Raw genomic sequence first — 15757 nt, 5'->3', positions numbered from 1 at the left:
GGGTGTGTCGACCAACGCGTTCGTGATCTACCGGATCGTGGTCGGTCTGCTGCTGTTCGGGCTGCTGGGCGCGGGCGTGCGCTGAGCGGGAGGTAGGGGCGAGGGCGGCGTTCCGGCCTCCCATCCTTGACAGGCGCCTCCCGTTCCCCGGAGGATCACCCCCGTGAACCTGTCAGACAGCCAGACAGCTGGCTCGGTGCCGAGGCGTGTCAGCGCCATGGAAGCGGTGCTCGGGCATCTGCGCGGTGCCATCGAGCGCGGTGAGTACGCCGTGGGGGACAAGCTGCCCTCCGAGGCGGAGCTGTGCCGGCGGCTGGAGGTCAGCCGGCCGGTGCTCCGCGAGTCGTTGCGGGCCCTGCAGACGATGGGCCTGACCGTCTCCCGTACCGGCAAGGGCACGTTCGTCGTGTCGAACGGGCCGGTCGACGACCCCACCTTCGGCGACTACGCGGCCAGCGACCTCCTCGAGGTCCGGCGCCACGTCGAGATTCCGGTCGCGGGCTACGCCGCCGTGCGCCGCACACCCGAAGACCTCGATCACCTGGCCCATCTCCTCGACCGGATGGAGGGTGAGACCGACACCACCGCGTGGGTGGCCATGGACACGCTCTTCCACCTGGCTGTCGCGCAGGCCGCCCAGAACCCGGTCTTCCGTCGCGTGATCGAGGAGATCCGGGACGCGCTGGCCCGCCAGTCGGCGTTCCTCAACGAGCTCGGCGGCCGCCGTGAGCAGTCCAACCGCGAGCACCGCGCCATCGTCGAGGCCCTCATCGACGGCAGCGAACACGACGCGACCGAGGCCATGGCCCACCACCTCGACCGCGTCGAGACGACCCTCACCGAGATCGTGCGCCCCGAGCGCACGGACCACACGGATCCCCCCACGGAATCCCCCACAGCACCACCCACGGAAGGCGGACCCCAGGCGTGAGCGAGCAGTCCCTCGAAGAAGAGATACGGAAACCGGCCGGTCATGTCGACGCCGGAGACGCCGGGTACAGCAAGTCCCTGAAGTCCCGCCACGTCAACATGATCGCCATCGGCGGAGCCATCGGCACGGGCCTCTTCCTCGGAGCCGGCGGCCGCCTCGCCGAAGCCGGCCCCTCCCTCTTCATCGCCTACGCCGTCTGCGGTGTCTTCGCCTTCCTGGTCGTCCGGGCCCTCGGCGAACTCGTCCTGTACCGGCCCTCGTCCGGCGCCTTCGTGTCGTACGCCCGGGAGTTCCTCGGCGAGAAGGGCGCGTACGTCGCGGGCTGGATGTACTTCCTCAACTGGGCCACCACCGGCATCGCCGACATCACCGCGGTGGCCGTCTACACCCACTACTGGGGCATGTTCTCCGACATCCCGCAGTGGGTGCTGGCGCTCATCGCGCTCGCCGTCGTCCTCACCGTGAACCTCATCTCGGTGAAGATGTTCGGCGAGCTGGAATTCTGGTTCGCGATCATCAAGGTCGGCGCGCTCGTCGCCTTCATGCTCATCGGAATCTTCCTGCTGGTCACCCAGCGCCAGGTCGACGGGACGACCCCGGGCCCCTCGCTGATCACCGACAATGGCGGCGTCTTCCCCAACGGCCTGCTGCCGATGCTCCTGATCATCCAGGGCGTCGTCTTCGCCTACGCCTCCGTCGAACTGGTCGGCGTCGCGGCGGGCGAGACCGAGAACCCCGAGAAGATCATGCCGAAGGCCATCAACTCCATCATGTGGCGCGTCGGTCTCTTCTACGTCGGCTCCGTGCTGCTGCTCTCGATGCTGCTGCCGTGGAACAAGTACACCGGCGGGGAGAGCCCGTTCGTCACCGTGCTCTCCAACATCGGCATCCCGGCGGCCGGCGGCGTGATGAACCTCGTCGTCCTCACGGCGGCCATGTCGTCGCTCAACTCCGGGCTGTACTCCACCGGCCGCATCCTGCGCTCCATGGCGATGTCCGGTTCCGCGCCCCGCTTCACAGGGGTCATGAGCCGCAGTCAGGTCCCGTACGGCGGCATCCTGCTCACCAGCGGAATGTGTGTGCTCGGTGTCGGGCTCAACTTCGTCGTCCCCGCCGACGCGTTCGAGATCGTGCTGAACTTCGCGGCCATCGGCATCCTCGCCACCTGGGGCATGATCATGATCTGTCACCTGCAGTTCTGGCGGAAGTCGGAGGACGGCGCACTGGAACGGCCGAGCTACCGGCTCCCCGGCTCGCCCTGGACCGAACTCGTCACGCTCTGCTTCCTCGCCTCCGTGCTGGTACTGATGTACGCCGACGGGGGAGCGGGACGCACGACGGTGCTGTGTGTGCCGCTGATCGTGGCGGCCTTGGTGGCGGGCTGGTACGGCGTACGCGGCCGGGTGGCGGCCATGCGAAAGGCCGGGGCGGACGCGTGAGCCGCCTCAACACACTCGCTGACTTCGGCAGTTCACTCGCCGAGGCACCCTCCATCCGGGAACCGCTGCACGCGCCCGTCGCCCATCTCGTACGCGGCGATGTCATCGAGGGCGTCCATTACGGCTCCGTTGTCGTGCTCGCCCCCGACGGGAGCGTGGAACTGCAGATCGGCGACATCGAGGCGGCCTTCTACCCGCGCTCGGCGCTCAAACCCGTGCAAGCCGTGGCAATGGTGCGGGCCGGGCTGCCGCTCGACGGCGACCTGCTCGCGCTGACCGCCGCCAGCCACTCCGGCGAGGAACGGCATCTCGCCGGGACCCGGCGGATCCTGGAGCTCGCCGGACTCGCCGAGGACGATCTGCGCAACGTCACCGACCTGCCCTTCGACCCGGTCGTCCGGGAGGACTGGATCCGCACGGGCCGGCTGCCGTCGAGACTCGCCCAGAACTGCTCGGGCAAGCACGCGGCGATGCTCTACACGGCCCGCCTGAACGGTTGGTCGCTCGACGACTACCTCGACCCCGCGCACCCGCTCCAGCAGGCGATCGCGGAGATCGTCGAGGACCTGACCGGTCAGGCCATCGCGAAGGTGACGGTCGACGGCTGCGGAGCTCCGCTGTTCTCCGTCTCTCTGCACGGGCTCGCGCGCGCCGCCGCCCGGATCACGACGGCACCGCCCGGCACGCCGGAGGCTCGGGTGGCCGAAGCGATGCGCGCGCACGCCGAGATGGCGTCTGGCTCGGGCCGCGATGTCGCCGCGCTGATGCGGGCCGTGCCGGGGCTGCTCACCAAGGACGGTTTCGAAGGGGTGCAGGTCGCGGCCCTTCCGGACGGCCGGGCCGTCGCCGTGAAGATCGCGGACGGGGCGGACCGGGCGCGCGTGCCGGTGACCGCGGCGGCGCTCGTGCGCTGCGGCGTCGACCCGGCCGCGCTCGCCGAGTTCGGTGGGGCGCCACTTCTCGGGGGCGGCGCGGTGGTCGGCAGCATCCGGCCGACGCGGGCGCTCGACCCGCTCACGCAGACTCAGGAATCCCCCGGAACGTACGCCTGACTCCCCCCACTCCGCCGGGTCCCGACCGCCCCAACTCACCCATTCCAGCTCACCCACTCCAGACTCCAGAAGGAAGACCCGCACCGACATGACCGTCCGCAGTGAGCACGACCTGCTCGGCCACCGTGACGTCCCCGCCGAGGTGTACTGGGGTGTCCACTCCCTGCGCGCCAAGGAGAACTTCCCCATCACGGGGACGCCGATCTCCGCGTACCCGCACCTGATCGACGCGCTCGCCGCCGTCAAGGAGGCCGCCGCCCGCGCCAACGAGGAACTCGGCCTGCTGGAACCGCGCAAGGCGGCCGCCATCGTCGAGGCCTGCCGGGAGATCAGGGAGGGGAAGCTGCACGACCAGTTCGTCGTGGACGTCATCCAGGGCGGGGCCGGCACCTCGACCAACATGAACGCCAACGAGGTGGTCGCAAACAGGGCGTTGGAGCTCCTCGGCCACACCAAGGGCGAGTACGAGTTCCTGCACCCGAATGAGGACGTCAACCTCGGCCAGTCCACCAACGACGTCTACCCGACCGCCGTCAAGGTCGCCACGGTCTTCGCGGTAGGCGAGCTGCTCAAGGCGATGGCCGTACTGCAGGACGCCTTCGCGGCCAAAGCCCTCGAGTTCCGCGACGTCCTGAAGATGGGCCGTACGCAGCTGCAGGACGCCGTGCCGATGACGCTCGGGCAGGAGTTCTCGGCGTACGCGGTGATGCTGGACGAGGACCGCAGCCGACTGGCCGAGGCCGTCGAGCTGATCCACGAGATCAACCTGGGCGCGACCGCCATCGGCACCGGCCTCAACGCTCCAGCGGGATACGCCGAGGCCGCGCGCAGGCACCTCGCGGACATCACCGGGCTGCCGCTGGTCACCGCCGCCAACCTCGTCGAGGCCACGCAGGACTGCGGGGCCTTCGTCCAGATGTCCGGGGTGCTGAAGCGGATCGCGGTGAAACTCTCCAAGAGCTGCAACGACCTGCGCCTGCTCTCCTCCGGGCCGCGCGCGGGCCTGAACGAGATCAACCTGCCGCCCGTGCAGGCCGGTTCGAGCATCATGCCGGGCAAGGTGAACCCGGTGATCCCCGAGGTCGTCAACCAGGTCGCCTTCGAGGTGATCGGCAACGACGTCACGATCACCATGGCTGCTGAGGCCGGCCAGCTCCAGCTGAACGCCTTCGAGCCCATCATCCTCCACTCGCTCTCCGAGAGCATCACGCATCTGCGCGCCGCCTGCCTGACGCTCGCCGAGCGGTGCGTCGCCGGAATCACGGCCAACACGGAGGTGCTCCGCACGGCCGTCGAAAACTCCATCGGTCTCGTCACCGCGCTCAACCCCCACATCGGCTACTCGGCGGCGACCGACATCGCGAAGGAAGCCCTCGCGACGGGGCGCGGCGTCGCCGAACTCGTCCTGGAAAAGGGCCTGCTGCCGGCCGACCGCCTGGCCGCGCTGCTCCGTCCGGAGGTGTTGGCGGGGGCCCAGGCCGGCTGAAGGGGAGGGTGGTGCTGGGTGGTGTGTTCGCTGCGGGTGGGTGGGGGCTGGTCGCACAGTTCCCCGCGCCCCTAAAAGATGGGGTGGCTTGCGTCGGTTCTCACACTGCCGGTCCTCGTGGGCTGGTCGCGCAGTTCCCCGCGCCCCTGACGGGGCGGGCCGTAGCCCCAGCCCCCACTCGTCCGCACCCGGCCTTCGGCGTGAGGGGACGTGGCGGGATGTCCGAGCGCCGCGCTTCCCGGCCGACCCGACTACCTCAGAGTGGCGCTCGGATGTCCCGGTACGTCCCCGCCCCACAACCAACCCAGGGGCGCGGGGAACTGCGCGCCCAGCCCCCACAAACCCGCACCCAAACAACAACCCAACCACGCCCAACCCAGCGGAGCGCCACGGCACAATGGTGATCATGACCTCGTCCCTGACCTTCCAGCCCCTCCTGGACCGCATCGCGGCCGAGATCGAGAACACCCCGGTCCGCGGCCGCCCCGCCGACTACATTCCGGCGCTCGCGCAATGCGACCCGCGCCGTTTCGGCATGGCTGTCGCGGAGCTGGACGGCACGGTGTACGGAGTGGGGGACTGGCGCCAGCCGTTCTCCGCGCAGTCCATCACCAAGGTCTTCACCCTCGCCCTGGACCTGGCACACGAGGGCGACACACTGTGGGAGCACGTCGGCCGCGAACCCTCCGGCAACCCCTTCAACTCGCTGGTGCAGCTGGAGTACGAGAACGGCATCCCGCGCAACCCGTTCATCAACGCCGGCGCGCTCGTCGTCACCGACCGCCTCCACACCCAGACCGGCGACGCGGCGGCCACCCTCCTCGACTTCCTGCGCGCGGAGAGCGGCAACGCGGACCTCGCCATCAACAAGGACATCGCCGCCTCGGAGGCAGCCCACGGCAACCGCAACGCCGCGCTCGGCCACTTCATGGCGTCGTACGGGAACATCGGGAACCCGGTCCCGGTCCTCCTGGACCAGTATTTCCACCAGTGCTCCATCGAGGCCTCCTGCGCCGACCTCGCCCTCGCCACCAGCTTCCTCGCCCGCCACGGCATCCGCGCCGACGGCACCCGCCTCCTGACCCAGAGCCAGGCCAAGCAGGTCAACGCGATCATGCTCACCTGCGGAACGTACGACGCCGCGGGCGACTTCGCCTACCGCGTGGGCCTCCCGGGCAAGAGCGGAGTCGGCGGCGGCATCATCGCTGTCGTCCCCGGCCGCTGCACGCTCTGCGTATGGAGCCCCGGCCTGGACGAAGTGGGCAACTCGGTGGCGGGCGTGGCCGCCCTGGACCGCTTCACGACCCTCACCGGACTCTCGGTGTTCTAGCGGTGACCCGACGGACCCGGCCGCAGAGGATGCCCGGACAAGACAGGGGTGCGCGGACAGGACAGGGGCGCCCGGACAAGACAGGGATCCCCCGACAAGACAGGTGGTTCCCGGACACGACACGAAGGAGCAGGTGCCGTCCAGTCAGACGGCCGACACGCTGCGGCTGCCCCTCGGAGAGAAGTGTGTCGCTTTCCGGCCACCCCGCATTGACACGCTTGCCGAGTGTTGGCCAAGGGTTTCTCCGTCGATCTGCGTCGCTGTCAGCTCCTCGGGCTCATAGGTTCGGGCGTACTCGCGGCGGGAGGTGAGACGGCCGGCGCCCTGCCCGTGCGGGAGTTGCCGAGCCTGGCGTCCGGCCGGGCGGCCCTCGGGCTGGTCGGCGTGTACTTCGGAGTGGTGCTGCTCATCGCCGCTTGGGCCCTGCTCGGGCGGGTGATCAGAGGGCCCGAGCCGCCGAGTCCACGGGCGTTGGGGGTCGTGCTGGCCGTCTGGGCCACACCGCTGCTGCTCGCGCCACCCCTGTTCAGCCGGGACGTCTACAGCTATCTGGCACAGGGCGCGATGGTCGACGCGCACATCGACGTGTACACGCACGGACCCGCGATGCTCGGCGGGCCGCTCGCGGACGAGGTGGCGCCAGTGTGGCGGCAGACCGCGACCCCGTACGGTCCCGCCTTCCTCGCCGTCGCCTCCACGCTGTCCGGCCTGACGCGAGGCGAGGTACCGGCCGGACTGTTCGGGATGCGGGTCGTCGCGCTGCTCGGCGTGGCACTGATGGCGGCGGCGCTGCCGAGGCTGGCCCGGCACAGCGGCGCCGACCCGGCCGCCGCGCTGTGGCTCGGCGCGCTCAACCCGCTCGTCCTGCTGCACCTCGTCGCCGGAGCCCACAACGACGCCGTCATGCTCGGCCTGCTGGGGGCCGGCCTGGTGGCCGCGCTCGGCCGGTGGCCGGTCCTGGGCGCCGTACTCATCACGCTCGCCGCCCTGGTCAAGGTCCCCGCGGTGCTGGGCCTCGCGGCCGTCGTCGCACTCCAACCGCGCGCCGGGCGCGGGATGGTGAAGGCACTCTCGACGACTACGGCCGCCGCGCTCGCCACCACCGTCGCCGCAACCGCCGCGGCCGGTACGGGATATGGCTGGGTCAGCGCGCTGAAGACACCCATATCGCCGCACAACTGGTCGCCCACGAGCGTCCTCGGCCGCGCCACCGGCGCCCTCCTCCAGGACCTGGGCAGCGATCTCGCCCCCTTCGCCCTGCCCGCCTGGCACGCTCTGGGTCTCGCGGCCACCGTCGTCGCCGTACTCGCCATATGGCTGCGCCGCCCCCGCCTCAGCCCCGTCTACGCACTGGGCCTCAGCCTGGCGGCGGTGGCCGTACTCGGCCCGGCCATCCGTCCCTGGTACGCACTGTGGGGGCTGTTCCTCATCGCCGCGGGCGCGCCCAGCACGTCCGTACGTCACCGGGTCGCCGCCGTGAGCGGAGTCCTCGCGCTCGCCGTCCTGCCGAGCGGAGCCCCGCCCGACGCGGACCAGCTGGCCCTGGCCGTGTCGGGCGGGATGCTCGCGTTGGTCGTGCTCTGGCAGGCCCACCAGACGTCGACCGCACCCGCCCTGGAGAGGACGGCATGAGGCTTCCGCGCACCGACCGGGGGCGGCTGCTGTTCGCCCTCGCCCTCGCCACCGCCGTGGCCCTCTTCACGGCGACCGTGCCGCTCCTGCGGGACTGGTTCGACCTGCGCGTTTACCACGGCGCGGTCGACGCCTGGATCCATCACGGCGGCAGCGTCTACGACTACCGGGTGCCGGGGACGGAGTACGGCTTCACGTATCCGCCGTTCGCCGCGGTCAGCATGCTGCCGATGGCGCTGCTGGGGCTGCACACCGCGATCGCCGTCGGGCTGCTGCTCAACCTCGCCGCGACGGCCTTCGTCCTGCACGTCCTGGCGCCGCAACGGCTCCGTAGGCACGGCTGGTTCGGGTTCGCCGTGGTCGTCTGTCTGCTCGCGCTCCTGGAACCGGTGCGCGACACCTTCAGCTTCGGCCAGGTCAACCTCCTGCTGCTGGCCCTCGTTCTCGGCGACGCCTGGCTGCTGTCCACCGGCCGCGGCCGCTGGGCGGGCTTCGGCATCGGCCTCGCCGCCGCCGTCAAACTCACGCCCGCGATCTTCATCGTTCTCCTGCTGCTCGCCCGGCGCCCGCGCGCCGCCGGGATCGCGACGGCCGTCGCCGCGACCGCCACCGCTCTGGCGTTCTGGGCCGCGCCGGACGCCTCCCGCTTCTACTGGACCGACGCGGTCTGGGACACGACCCGTATCGGCCGCCTCGCCTACGTCTCCAACCAGTCGCTGCAAGGCGTACTGGCCCGGCTCGCCGATCCGGCCGAACCGAGCCGCGCCGCCTGGGTGTTGGCGGCGCTGGTCGTCCTCGCCGTCTGGGCCTGGCGCGCGCACCGCGCCCTCGCCGTGGACGACTTCCTCGGCGCCTTCGCGCTCACCGGGCTCGCCGCCTGCCTCGTCAGCCCGATCACCTGGGTGCACCATCTGGTGTGGCTGTTGCCGTCGTTCGCGATCCTGGTCGAGGAGGGGCTCCGGCGCGGACGGCTGCTGTGGCTCGCGGGTGCCGCGTACGTCCTGCTGTGCAGCAGCGTGGTGTGGCTGTGGTTCGACGACGCGTCGGGTATCGGCGGCTTCGTCGGCAGCAACGCGTACGTGTGGATCACCTTGGGCCTGCTGCTCGGACTGCCCGTCGGTCAGCCGCGGGTGAACCGTCCGCCGTGGAGGCGCAGGGCCAAGGACACGGCACACGCGCCGAGAACTGCGGCGCCCGCGATCACACCTGCTTCCGTCAGCCATCCGTTGGAGCCGTCACCGGCCGTCATGGCCGCGGGCAGCGCCGCCGGGCCCGCCTGCGGTGCGGGGCGCGGAGGCACGAGTGAGCCCACCGGTTCGACACGCCCGGCGGCCCCGAAACCCCAGTCGAGCAGCGAGCGTGCCTCCTCGTACACGGCGAATCCGCCGCCTGCCTGAGGGTTCATGACCGTGACGACGAGAGTGCGCCCGCCCCGGCGCGCGGCGGCGACGAGCGTGTTGCCCGCGTGGGAGGTGTATCCGTTCTTGACGCCGATGAGTCCCCGATAGGGCGCGACCCCGTTGGCGCCGGTCAGCAGGCGGTTGGTGTTCTGGATGACGTACGACCAGTCCTTGCCCGGGAACCTCGCGCGGACGGTGGCGCAGTACCGGGCGAAGTCCGCGTTGCGCAGCCCGGCCCGCCCGAAGACCGCCAGGTCGTACGCGGACGACACCTGCCCGGGCGCGTCGTAGCCGTCGGGTGAGACGACCCGCGTGTCGCGGGCGCCCAGGGCCTGGGCCTTGGCCTGCATCTGGGCGGCCGTCGTACGCCAGCCGCCGTTCATCTCGGCCAGGACGCGGACGGCGTCGTTGCCGGAGTTCAGAAAGACACCCCGCCACAGGTCGGACGCGCGGTAGGTGCGCCCCGCCGCGATCCCGACCAGGCTGCTGCCGGCGCCGATCCCCGCCAACTCCCTCTTCGTGACGGTGTGCCGGACCGCCGGGGGCAGCACCGGCAGCACGGTCACCGCGAAGAGGGTCTTCAAGGTGCTGGCGGGCGGCAGTTTGACGTGCGCGTTGCGTGCCGCCAGCACCTCGCCGGTATCGGCGTCGGCCACCAGCCACGACCGGGCGGAGACGTCCCGGGGCACCTTGGGGGCGCCGGCCCGCGGCCGTACCTGAGTACCGGGCCGGTCCAGCGCCGACGGCCGCGGAGCCGCGGGGCTGGGCGGGGCCCCGGCTTCCGCGGTGCCCGCGTCGGCGCCCGAGCGGGTGGCGGCCACATCCGCCCCGGCGAGGGCCGCGGCCGGGCCAGGCGCGAGCGCCAGCGCCCCTACGACGCAGGCGGCGGAGCAGGAGACAGCCACGCGGGATGAGAATCCGATAGTCATACCGCAAACGTAGGAACGTGCAGGTCGCAAGCCAGGATGCCCGCGCCGAACGGACGCATCGAGCACCCGGATGCCGCAACGGCCTCGGTCCTGGCCGGCACTACTCGCCGGACCAGGCCGACCGGGTCCACTGACCGGCTGCCGGGTCTACTGGCCGGCTACCGGGCCTACTGACCGGCTGCCGGGTACTGGCCGGTGGGCACCGTCTGCTGGATCTGCCGCAGGAACGCCGTGTTGTTCGGGGTCTGCCGCATCCTGTCCAGCAGGGTCTCCAGCCCGGCCTGGCCGTCGCCGCGGGAGAGCAGGGCGCGCCGCAGGCCTCGAACGGCCGTCAACTCGCCTGTGGGGATGAGGAGTTCCTCGCGGCGGGTGCCGGACGGGGTGATGTCGACGGCCGGGTAGATCCGCCGGGACGCGAGCATGCGGTCCAGGCGGAGCTCCATGTTGCCCGTTCCCTTGAGCTCCTCGAAGTAGAAGTCGTCGGCACGGGAGCCGGTCTCCACCAGAGCCGTGGCGAGGATGGTCAGCGAACCGGCCTCCTCGGTGAGACGCGCGGCGCCGAAGAGCCGCTTGGGCCCGTGCAGCGCGGCCGCGTCGACGCCGCCGCTGAGGGTGCGGCCACCGGCGGCGGCCGCGTTGTTGTGCGCCCGGCACAGCCGGGTGAGCGAGTCGAGGAGGATCACGACGTCCTGGCCCGCTTCGACGAGCCGCTTGGCACGCTCGACGGCCAGCTCGGCGAGCGCGATGTGCTGCTTGGGTGACTGGTCGAAGGTCGAGGCGAGCACCTCACCGCGTACGGAACGGCGCATGTCGGTCACCTCCTCGGGCCGCTCGTCGAGGAGTACCACCATCAGATGGCACTCGGGGTGGTTGTCGGCGATGGCGGCGGCCAGCTGCTGGAGCAGTACCGTCTTGCCGGTCTTGGGCGGGGCGACGATCAGGCCGCGCTGGCCCTTGCCGATCGGCGCGACCAGATCGATGACGCGGGTGGTCAGACCGCCCGCCGGGTGTTCGAGCCGCAGCCGCTCGCGCGGGTGCAGCGGGGTCAGGTCACGGAAGTGCGGGCGGCGGCGTGGCTCTTCGGCCGGGCGGCCGTTGATCCGCTCGACCTCCGTGAGAGCGCGCTGCCGGCCGCGTACGCCTTCGACGAGATCGCCCTTGCGCAGGCCGTAGCGGCGGATCAGAGCGGTGGAGACCTGAAGGTCGGCGGGTCCGGGAAGCAGGCTCTTGGCACGCAGGTGGCCCTGCCCGTTCGAGGTGATGTCGAGTACGCCGGTGGCCTGCTCCTGTGTGACGGGAGCCGCCGGGCGTTCGAGTGTGGTGGTCATGGTGGGTGTCCTTTCGCGGACGAAGTCATGAGGTCATGAGGGAGGGGGAGAGGCCGAAGGAGGGGTGGCATGGGCACACCCCGGCACGGCGGAGACATCACCTCTCGCACTGTGCGTACGGCGGACGGGAACACCCGTGGCCGTACTGGGAGAGGTGGTGCTGAGAAGCTGCTCTGCCGGTCGGAAACGACAGGCGAATCAGCTGAGTGAGATGGAATTTGCACCGGCGCCCAAGAAGGGGGCGTACACATGTGCTGATTGCACTGTAGCACTACCCCTTCCAGCGGTGGCCGGATACCAAGGCGTTGACAGGGGAGAGGCCTCGGGCGACGGTGGTCGGCATGGTTGAAACCGGGGGGATCGTCGAACGCGTACGGGAACTACGGCCGTTGATCCGGCAGAACGCGCTGCGCGCCGAGCACGAGCGCCGCGTGCCGGACGAGGTCGTCGCCGCGCTGACCGGCACCGGGATCCACCGTATGAACGTCCCGCGCCGCTACGGCGGTTACCAGACTCCGCTGCGCACCCAGGTCGACGCCTTCGCCGAGATCGCCGCCGAGTGCGCCTCGACGGCGTGGATGACGCTGAGTCAGGCGGGCGTCTCGTACATCGCGGCGCTCTTCTCCGACGAGGCGCAGGACGAGTTCTTCACCGGCCCCAACGGCCCGGACGCCAGGATCGGCGGCACGCTGGTCCCCGGCGCCACGGCGGTGCCGTACGACGGCGGCTACCTGGTGAACGGCGCCTCCGCCTTCGCGACCGGCTGCCACCACGCGGACTGGCATCTGCTGACGACCGCGGTCACCACGGCGGACGGGCAGCCACCGGAAGGGCCGCCGGAAATCCTGTGGGCCGCCGTCCCGATGTCCGAGCTGGAGATCCTGGACGACTGGCACGTCACGGGTCTGGCCGGTACTGGCAGCAACACCGTCGTGGCCCGGGACATTCCCGTCCCGGCGCACCGCATGCTTCCGGTCGGGCCGCTGCTCGCCGGGCAGTTCCCGTCGAAGGCCAACGCTGACGACCCGTTCTACCGCATGCCGGTGCTGCCGCTGTTCTGCGCCTGGGCGGCTCCGGTGGCGCTGGGCCTGGCGCGGGCGGCGATGACGGAATTCGGCGAGCGCATCCACCGGCGCGGCATCACGTACACCTTCTACGAGCGGCAGAACGAGGCCACGGTCACCCACTTACAGACTGCCGAGGCCGAGCTGAAGATCTCCAGCGCCGAGCTGCTGGCCGCCCGGCTGACGGCCGAGATCGAGAGCAAGGCCCGCGACGGAGCCCCGTACACCTCGCGGGAGCGGGCCAGGATCCGTGCCGAGAGCGGCTACCTGACCCGTATCTGCAAGGAGGCCGTCGACCTGCTCGCCTCCGCCGCCGGTGCCTCCTCCCTCCAGCAGGAGGTGCCCATGCAGCGCATCGCCCGCGATATCCACGCCCTGTGCCTGCACTCCTTCGTCAACCCCAGCACCAACATGGAGATCTACGGGCGGGTCCTGTCGGGAGTCGATCCGGGCACCCCGTTCCTGTGATCGCCACCATCGCCCGGGAGCGGCCGTTCAGCGTGTGACCTCGGCCCGGCGAAGTAATCATGGGGATGTGTCGATCCGGCGCCGGTCCGTTCGTCGGTTGGGTGCGAGGACCTCATGAGCACCGGGAGGAACCATGAAGTACATGCTGCTGGTCTGCGGTGACGACACCGCCGACGCCTCCGGCATGGCACCCGTCGAACCGTGGGTCGAGGAGCTGAGCGCCCAGCGCGGCGTACGGCTGCACGGCCACCGGCTGCGGCTCCCCGCCGAGGCGGTCACCGTACGGGTGCGCGGCGGCGAAGTGCTGCGCACCGACGGGCCGTTCGCGGAGACGAAGGAGTACGTCGCCGGGTACGACATCCTCGAGTGCGACAGCATGGAGGAGGCGATCGAGGCGGCCGCGAAGCATCCCGTGGCGTCGATCGGGGCCATGGAGGTGCGCGCCTTCTGGGAGGACGAGGACGCCGAGGGAGAGATCCGCCGCCTCGACGACGAGCTGACGCGGGCCGCCCGCGAAGGGGACATCGACCGCAGGATGGCCTGTTACGCGCCGGACGTGGAGGTGTTCCATCCCATGAGCGGACTGGAGGAGCGCGGGGCCGACGCCCTCCGCAAGGCCCAGGAGTGGTGGTTCTCCACCGTGACCGGGCCCGTGGAGCGCGAGGTGCTCGAATTCCGTGTCCGGGTGGACGAGAGCATCGCGTTCAGCCACGCGCTCGTCCGGATCCGCGCGACGAGCGTCGAGGGCGAGCCGCTGGACAGTACGGTGCGGTCGACCACCGGCTACCGCAACTTCGGCGATCGGTGGCTGATCGTCCACGAGCACGCGTCGGTCCCGTTCGACGCCGGAATCGCCGCGGGCACGGAGGACCGGTCATGAAGTACGTGATGTTCATCTGCACCCCCGTCGGCGGCGTGGAACTCAGCCCCGAGGAGATCGCCGACGACCCTGGCTTCACCTCGTACATCGACGAGGTGCGCACCAGCGGCGTGGTGCAGGGCGGCGCACGGCTGCGGCCCGCCACCGACGCCACCACCGTGCGCGTCCAGGGCGACGAAGTCCTGCTCAGCGACGGGCCGTTCATCGAGTCCAAGGAGTACATCGCGGGCTTCGACATCATCGAGGTCGCCGACCTCGACGAGGCCATCGCGCTCGCCTCACGGCATCCGGCCGCGCTGGGCGGCGGCTCCGTGGAAGTGCGTCCGGTCTGGGAGTGAACGAAGGCGAGGAGGCGGCCGGTCCGGTCATGAACGACGTCGAGGCGGCGGTCGCCGCCGCCTTCCGCGAGGAATGGGGCCAGGTCGTCGCCACCCTCATCCGGGTGACCGGCGACTGGGACCTCGCCGAGGAATGCGCACAGGACGCCTTCGCCCAGGCCCTCGACCGGTGGCGGCGCGACGGAGTGCCGCGCCGCCCCGGCGCCTGGCTGACCACGACCGCGCGCAACCGAGCCCTGGACATGCTGCGCCGGGAAGCGGTCGGTGCGGCGAAACTTCGGGAGGTGGCGGTGCTGGCCAGGAACGAGGGACCGTACGACCCGGACTACGAGGAGGACAGCGGCGTACAGGACGACCGGCTGCGGCTCATCTTCACCTGCTGTCACCCGGCCCTGCCGATCGAGGCCCGCGTCGCCCTGACACTGCGTACCCTCGCGGGGCTCACCACGCCCGAGATCGCCCGGGCCTTCCTCGTCCCCGAGGCGACGATGGCCCAACGGCTCGTCCGGGCCAAGCGGAAGATCCGCAACGCCGGCATCCCCTACCGGGTGCCGCCCGCGCATCTGCTGCCCGAGCGCACGACAGGTGTGCTGGGCGTGGTGTACCTGCTCTTCAACGAGGGGTACGCCGCCACGTCCGGCGCCGACCTGCTGCGTACGAACCTCTGCGTGGAGGCCATTCGCCTCGCCCGCGTCCTGGCCCGGCTCATGCCCGACGAGCCCGAGGTGCTCGGACTGCTCGCGCTCCTGCTGCTGCACGACGCGCGACGCGGCACGCGGGTGGACGGCACGGGAGAGCTGGTCACGCTGGAGGACCAGGACCGTACCGCATGGGACAGGGCCCAGGTCGACGAGGGCGCCGCCCTGCTGGAGACCGCGCTGCGCCGGGGGCACCCCGGCCCGTACCAGATCCAGGCGGCCATCGCGGCCTGCCACACGACCGCCGCCACGGCCGAGGAGACGGACTGGGCCGATGTCGCGGCGCTGTACGGGGAACTGGTGAGATTCGTGCCCTCCGCGGTGGTGAGGCTGAACCGAGCGGTGGCCGTCGGCAAGGCGGAGAGCCCCGAGGCGGGGCTGGCCCTGGTGGCGGAGCTGGAGAAGGCGGGGGACCTGGCGGGCTACCACCTGCTGCCCGCCACCCGCGCGGACCTCCTGCGCCGCATGGGGCGGACGGGGGAGGCGGCGGAGGCGTACGGGAAGGCGCTGGAGCTGGTGGAGAACGACGCCGAGCGACGGTTTCTGGAAAAGCGGCTCGCGGAGTGTCGATCGGCGTAGGAGCGGTTCGTCGGTGGGGTGAACGAGCCAATGCCGACACTGGAGGCTCCAATGACCGCCACCGTCCCCACGCGCCGCACCTGGAAGTTCCTTACCCTTCTGGCCCCGCCCAGGCAGCCCGTGGGCTGTACGCAGGGCACGCCCTGCGCTCCGGACCCGGCCCCGGGCACGCCGGACATCTGGCTCGCGGGCCTCCGTCTGGG

At 71.0% G+C, this 15757-nt stretch carries 12 protein-coding genes and 1 pseudogene; 11 read left to right on the top strand and 2 right to left on the bottom strand.

The window, feature by feature from the left end; all coding sequences use genetic code 11:
• Positions 1–163 precede the first annotated feature (163 nt).
• The 7 genes from ACTWQR_RS20755 (at position 164) to ACTWQR_RS20725 (ending at position 9267) form a co-directional block, all read left to right on the top strand.
• Positions 164–931: a FadR/GntR family transcriptional regulator gene (locus ACTWQR_RS20755; RefSeq protein ID WP_443228611.1), complete on the top strand. Its 768-nt coding sequence runs from the start codon at positions 164–166 to the stop codon at positions 929–931.
• The gene (locus ACTWQR_RS20750; RefSeq protein WP_443228610.1) at positions 928–2370 is read left to right on the top strand and encodes an amino acid permease; all 1443 of its coding nucleotides are present in this window, start codon (positions 928–930) and stop codon (positions 2368–2370) included. The genes ACTWQR_RS20755 and ACTWQR_RS20750 overlap by 4 nt, the downstream gene beginning before the upstream one ends.
• The gene (locus tag ACTWQR_RS20745) at positions 2367–3422 is read left to right on the top strand and encodes an asparaginase (RefSeq protein WP_443228609.1); all 1056 of its coding nucleotides are present in this window, start codon (positions 2367–2369) and stop codon (positions 3420–3422) included. The genes ACTWQR_RS20750 and ACTWQR_RS20745 overlap by 4 nt, the downstream gene beginning before the upstream one ends.
• An 88-nt stretch (positions 3423–3510) precedes the next feature.
• On the top strand, positions 3511–4908 hold the full coding sequence (gene aspA / locus ACTWQR_RS20740; protein WP_443228608.1) for an aspartate ammonia-lyase: 1398 nt from the start codon (positions 3511–3513) through the stop codon (positions 4906–4908).
• A gap of 397 nt (positions 4909–5305) precedes the next feature.
• The gene (locus ACTWQR_RS20735; RefSeq protein ID WP_443228607.1) at positions 5306–6238 is read left to right on the top strand and encodes a glutaminase; all 933 of its coding nucleotides are present in this window, start codon (positions 5306–5308) and stop codon (positions 6236–6238) included.
• A 225-nt stretch (positions 6239–6463) separates the two neighbouring features.
• On the top strand, positions 6464–7870 hold the full coding sequence (gene mptB, locus ACTWQR_RS20730) for a polyprenol phosphomannose-dependent alpha 1,6 mannosyltransferase MptB (protein WP_443228606.1): 1407 nt from the start codon (positions 6464–6466) through the stop codon (positions 7868–7870).
• The gene (locus ACTWQR_RS20725; protein ID WP_443228605.1) at positions 7867–9267 is read left to right on the top strand and encodes a glycosyltransferase 87 family protein; all 1401 of its coding nucleotides are present in this window, start codon (positions 7867–7869) and stop codon (positions 9265–9267) included. The genes mptB and ACTWQR_RS20725 overlap by 4 nt, the downstream gene beginning before the upstream one ends.
• Before the next feature lie 11 nt (positions 9268–9278).
• Here ACTWQR_RS20725 and ACTWQR_RS20720 read toward each other — a convergent pair.
• Together ACTWQR_RS20720 and rho are read right to left on the bottom strand one after the other, a co-directional pair.
• Positions 9279–10199 (bottom strand): annotated as a pseudogene (locus ACTWQR_RS20720) (D-alanyl-D-alanine carboxypeptidase family protein); the annotation flags it as partial.
• Between the two features lie 167 nt (positions 10200–10366).
• Positions 10367–11527 carry a transcription termination factor Rho gene (gene rho, locus ACTWQR_RS20715; RefSeq protein ID WP_443228604.1) on the bottom strand — a complete coding sequence of 387 codons (1161 nt, stop codon included), beginning with the start codon at positions 11525–11527 and terminating at the stop codon, positions 10367–10369.
• Between the two features lie 341 nt (positions 11528–11868).
• Between rho and ACTWQR_RS20710 the strand changes: the two genes are divergently transcribed.
• The 4 genes from ACTWQR_RS20710 to ACTWQR_RS20695 all read left to right on the top strand — a co-directional run bounded on the left by ACTWQR_RS20710 (position 11869) and on the right by ACTWQR_RS20695 (position 15554).
• Complete coding sequence (locus tag ACTWQR_RS20710) at positions 11869–13059, top strand: flavin-dependent monooxygenase (protein ID WP_443228603.1); 1191 nt, start codon at positions 11869–11871, stop codon at positions 13057–13059.
• A 133-nt stretch (positions 13060–13192) separates the two neighbouring features.
• Positions 13193–13939: a nuclear transport factor 2 family protein gene (locus ACTWQR_RS20705; protein ID WP_443228602.1), complete on the top strand. Its 747-nt coding sequence runs from the start codon at positions 13193–13195 to the stop codon at positions 13937–13939.
• Positions 13936–14277: a YciI family protein gene (locus ACTWQR_RS20700; RefSeq protein ID WP_443228601.1), complete on the top strand. Its 342-nt coding sequence runs from the start codon at positions 13936–13938 to the stop codon at positions 14275–14277. The genes ACTWQR_RS20705 and ACTWQR_RS20700 overlap by 4 nt, the downstream gene beginning before the upstream one ends.
• 29 nt (positions 14278–14306) lie before the next feature.
• Positions 14307–15554 carry an RNA polymerase sigma factor gene (locus tag ACTWQR_RS20695; RefSeq protein ID WP_443228663.1) on the top strand — a complete coding sequence of 416 codons (1248 nt, stop codon included), beginning with the start codon at positions 14307–14309 and terminating at the stop codon, positions 15552–15554.
• Positions 15555–15757 lie beyond the last annotated feature (203 nt).

Origin of the sequence: Streptomyces sp. 2A115 (assembly GCF_052245575.1) — a bacterium.
Taxonomy (GTDB): Bacteria; Actinomycetota; Actinomycetes; order Streptomycetales; family Streptomycetaceae; genus Streptomyces.
This window is presented reverse-complemented; position numbering and strand designations above follow the sequence as displayed.

Excerpts from the sequence above, each read along its gene's own strand:
- aspA (WP_443228608.1), top strand. The coding sequence starts at position 3,511 with ATGACCGTCCGCAGTGAGCACGACCTGCTCGGCCACCGTGACGTCCCC.
- ACTWQR_RS20735 (WP_443228607.1), top strand. The coding sequence starts at position 5,306 with ATGGTGATCATGACCTCGTCCCTGACCTTCCAGCCCCTCCTGGACCGC.
- ACTWQR_RS20725 (WP_443228605.1), top strand. The coding sequence starts at position 7,867 with ATGAGGCTTCCGCGCACCGACCGGGGGCGGCTGCTGTTCGCCCTCGCC.
- rho (WP_443228604.1), bottom strand. The coding sequence starts at position 11,527 with ATGACCACCACACTCGAACGCCCGGCGGCTCCCGTCACACAGGAGCAG.
- ACTWQR_RS20710 (WP_443228603.1), top strand. The coding sequence starts at position 11,869 with ATGGTTGAAACCGGGGGGATCGTCGAACGCGTACGGGAACTACGGCCG.
- ACTWQR_RS20705 (WP_443228602.1), top strand. The coding sequence starts at position 13,193 with ATGAAGTACATGCTGCTGGTCTGCGGTGACGACACCGCCGACGCCTCC.
- ACTWQR_RS20700 (WP_443228601.1), top strand. The coding sequence starts at position 13,936 with ATGAAGTACGTGATGTTCATCTGCACCCCCGTCGGCGGCGTGGAACTC.
- ACTWQR_RS20695 (WP_443228663.1), top strand. The coding sequence starts at position 14,307 with ATGAACGACGTCGAGGCGGCGGTCGCCGCCGCCTTCCGCGAGGAATGG.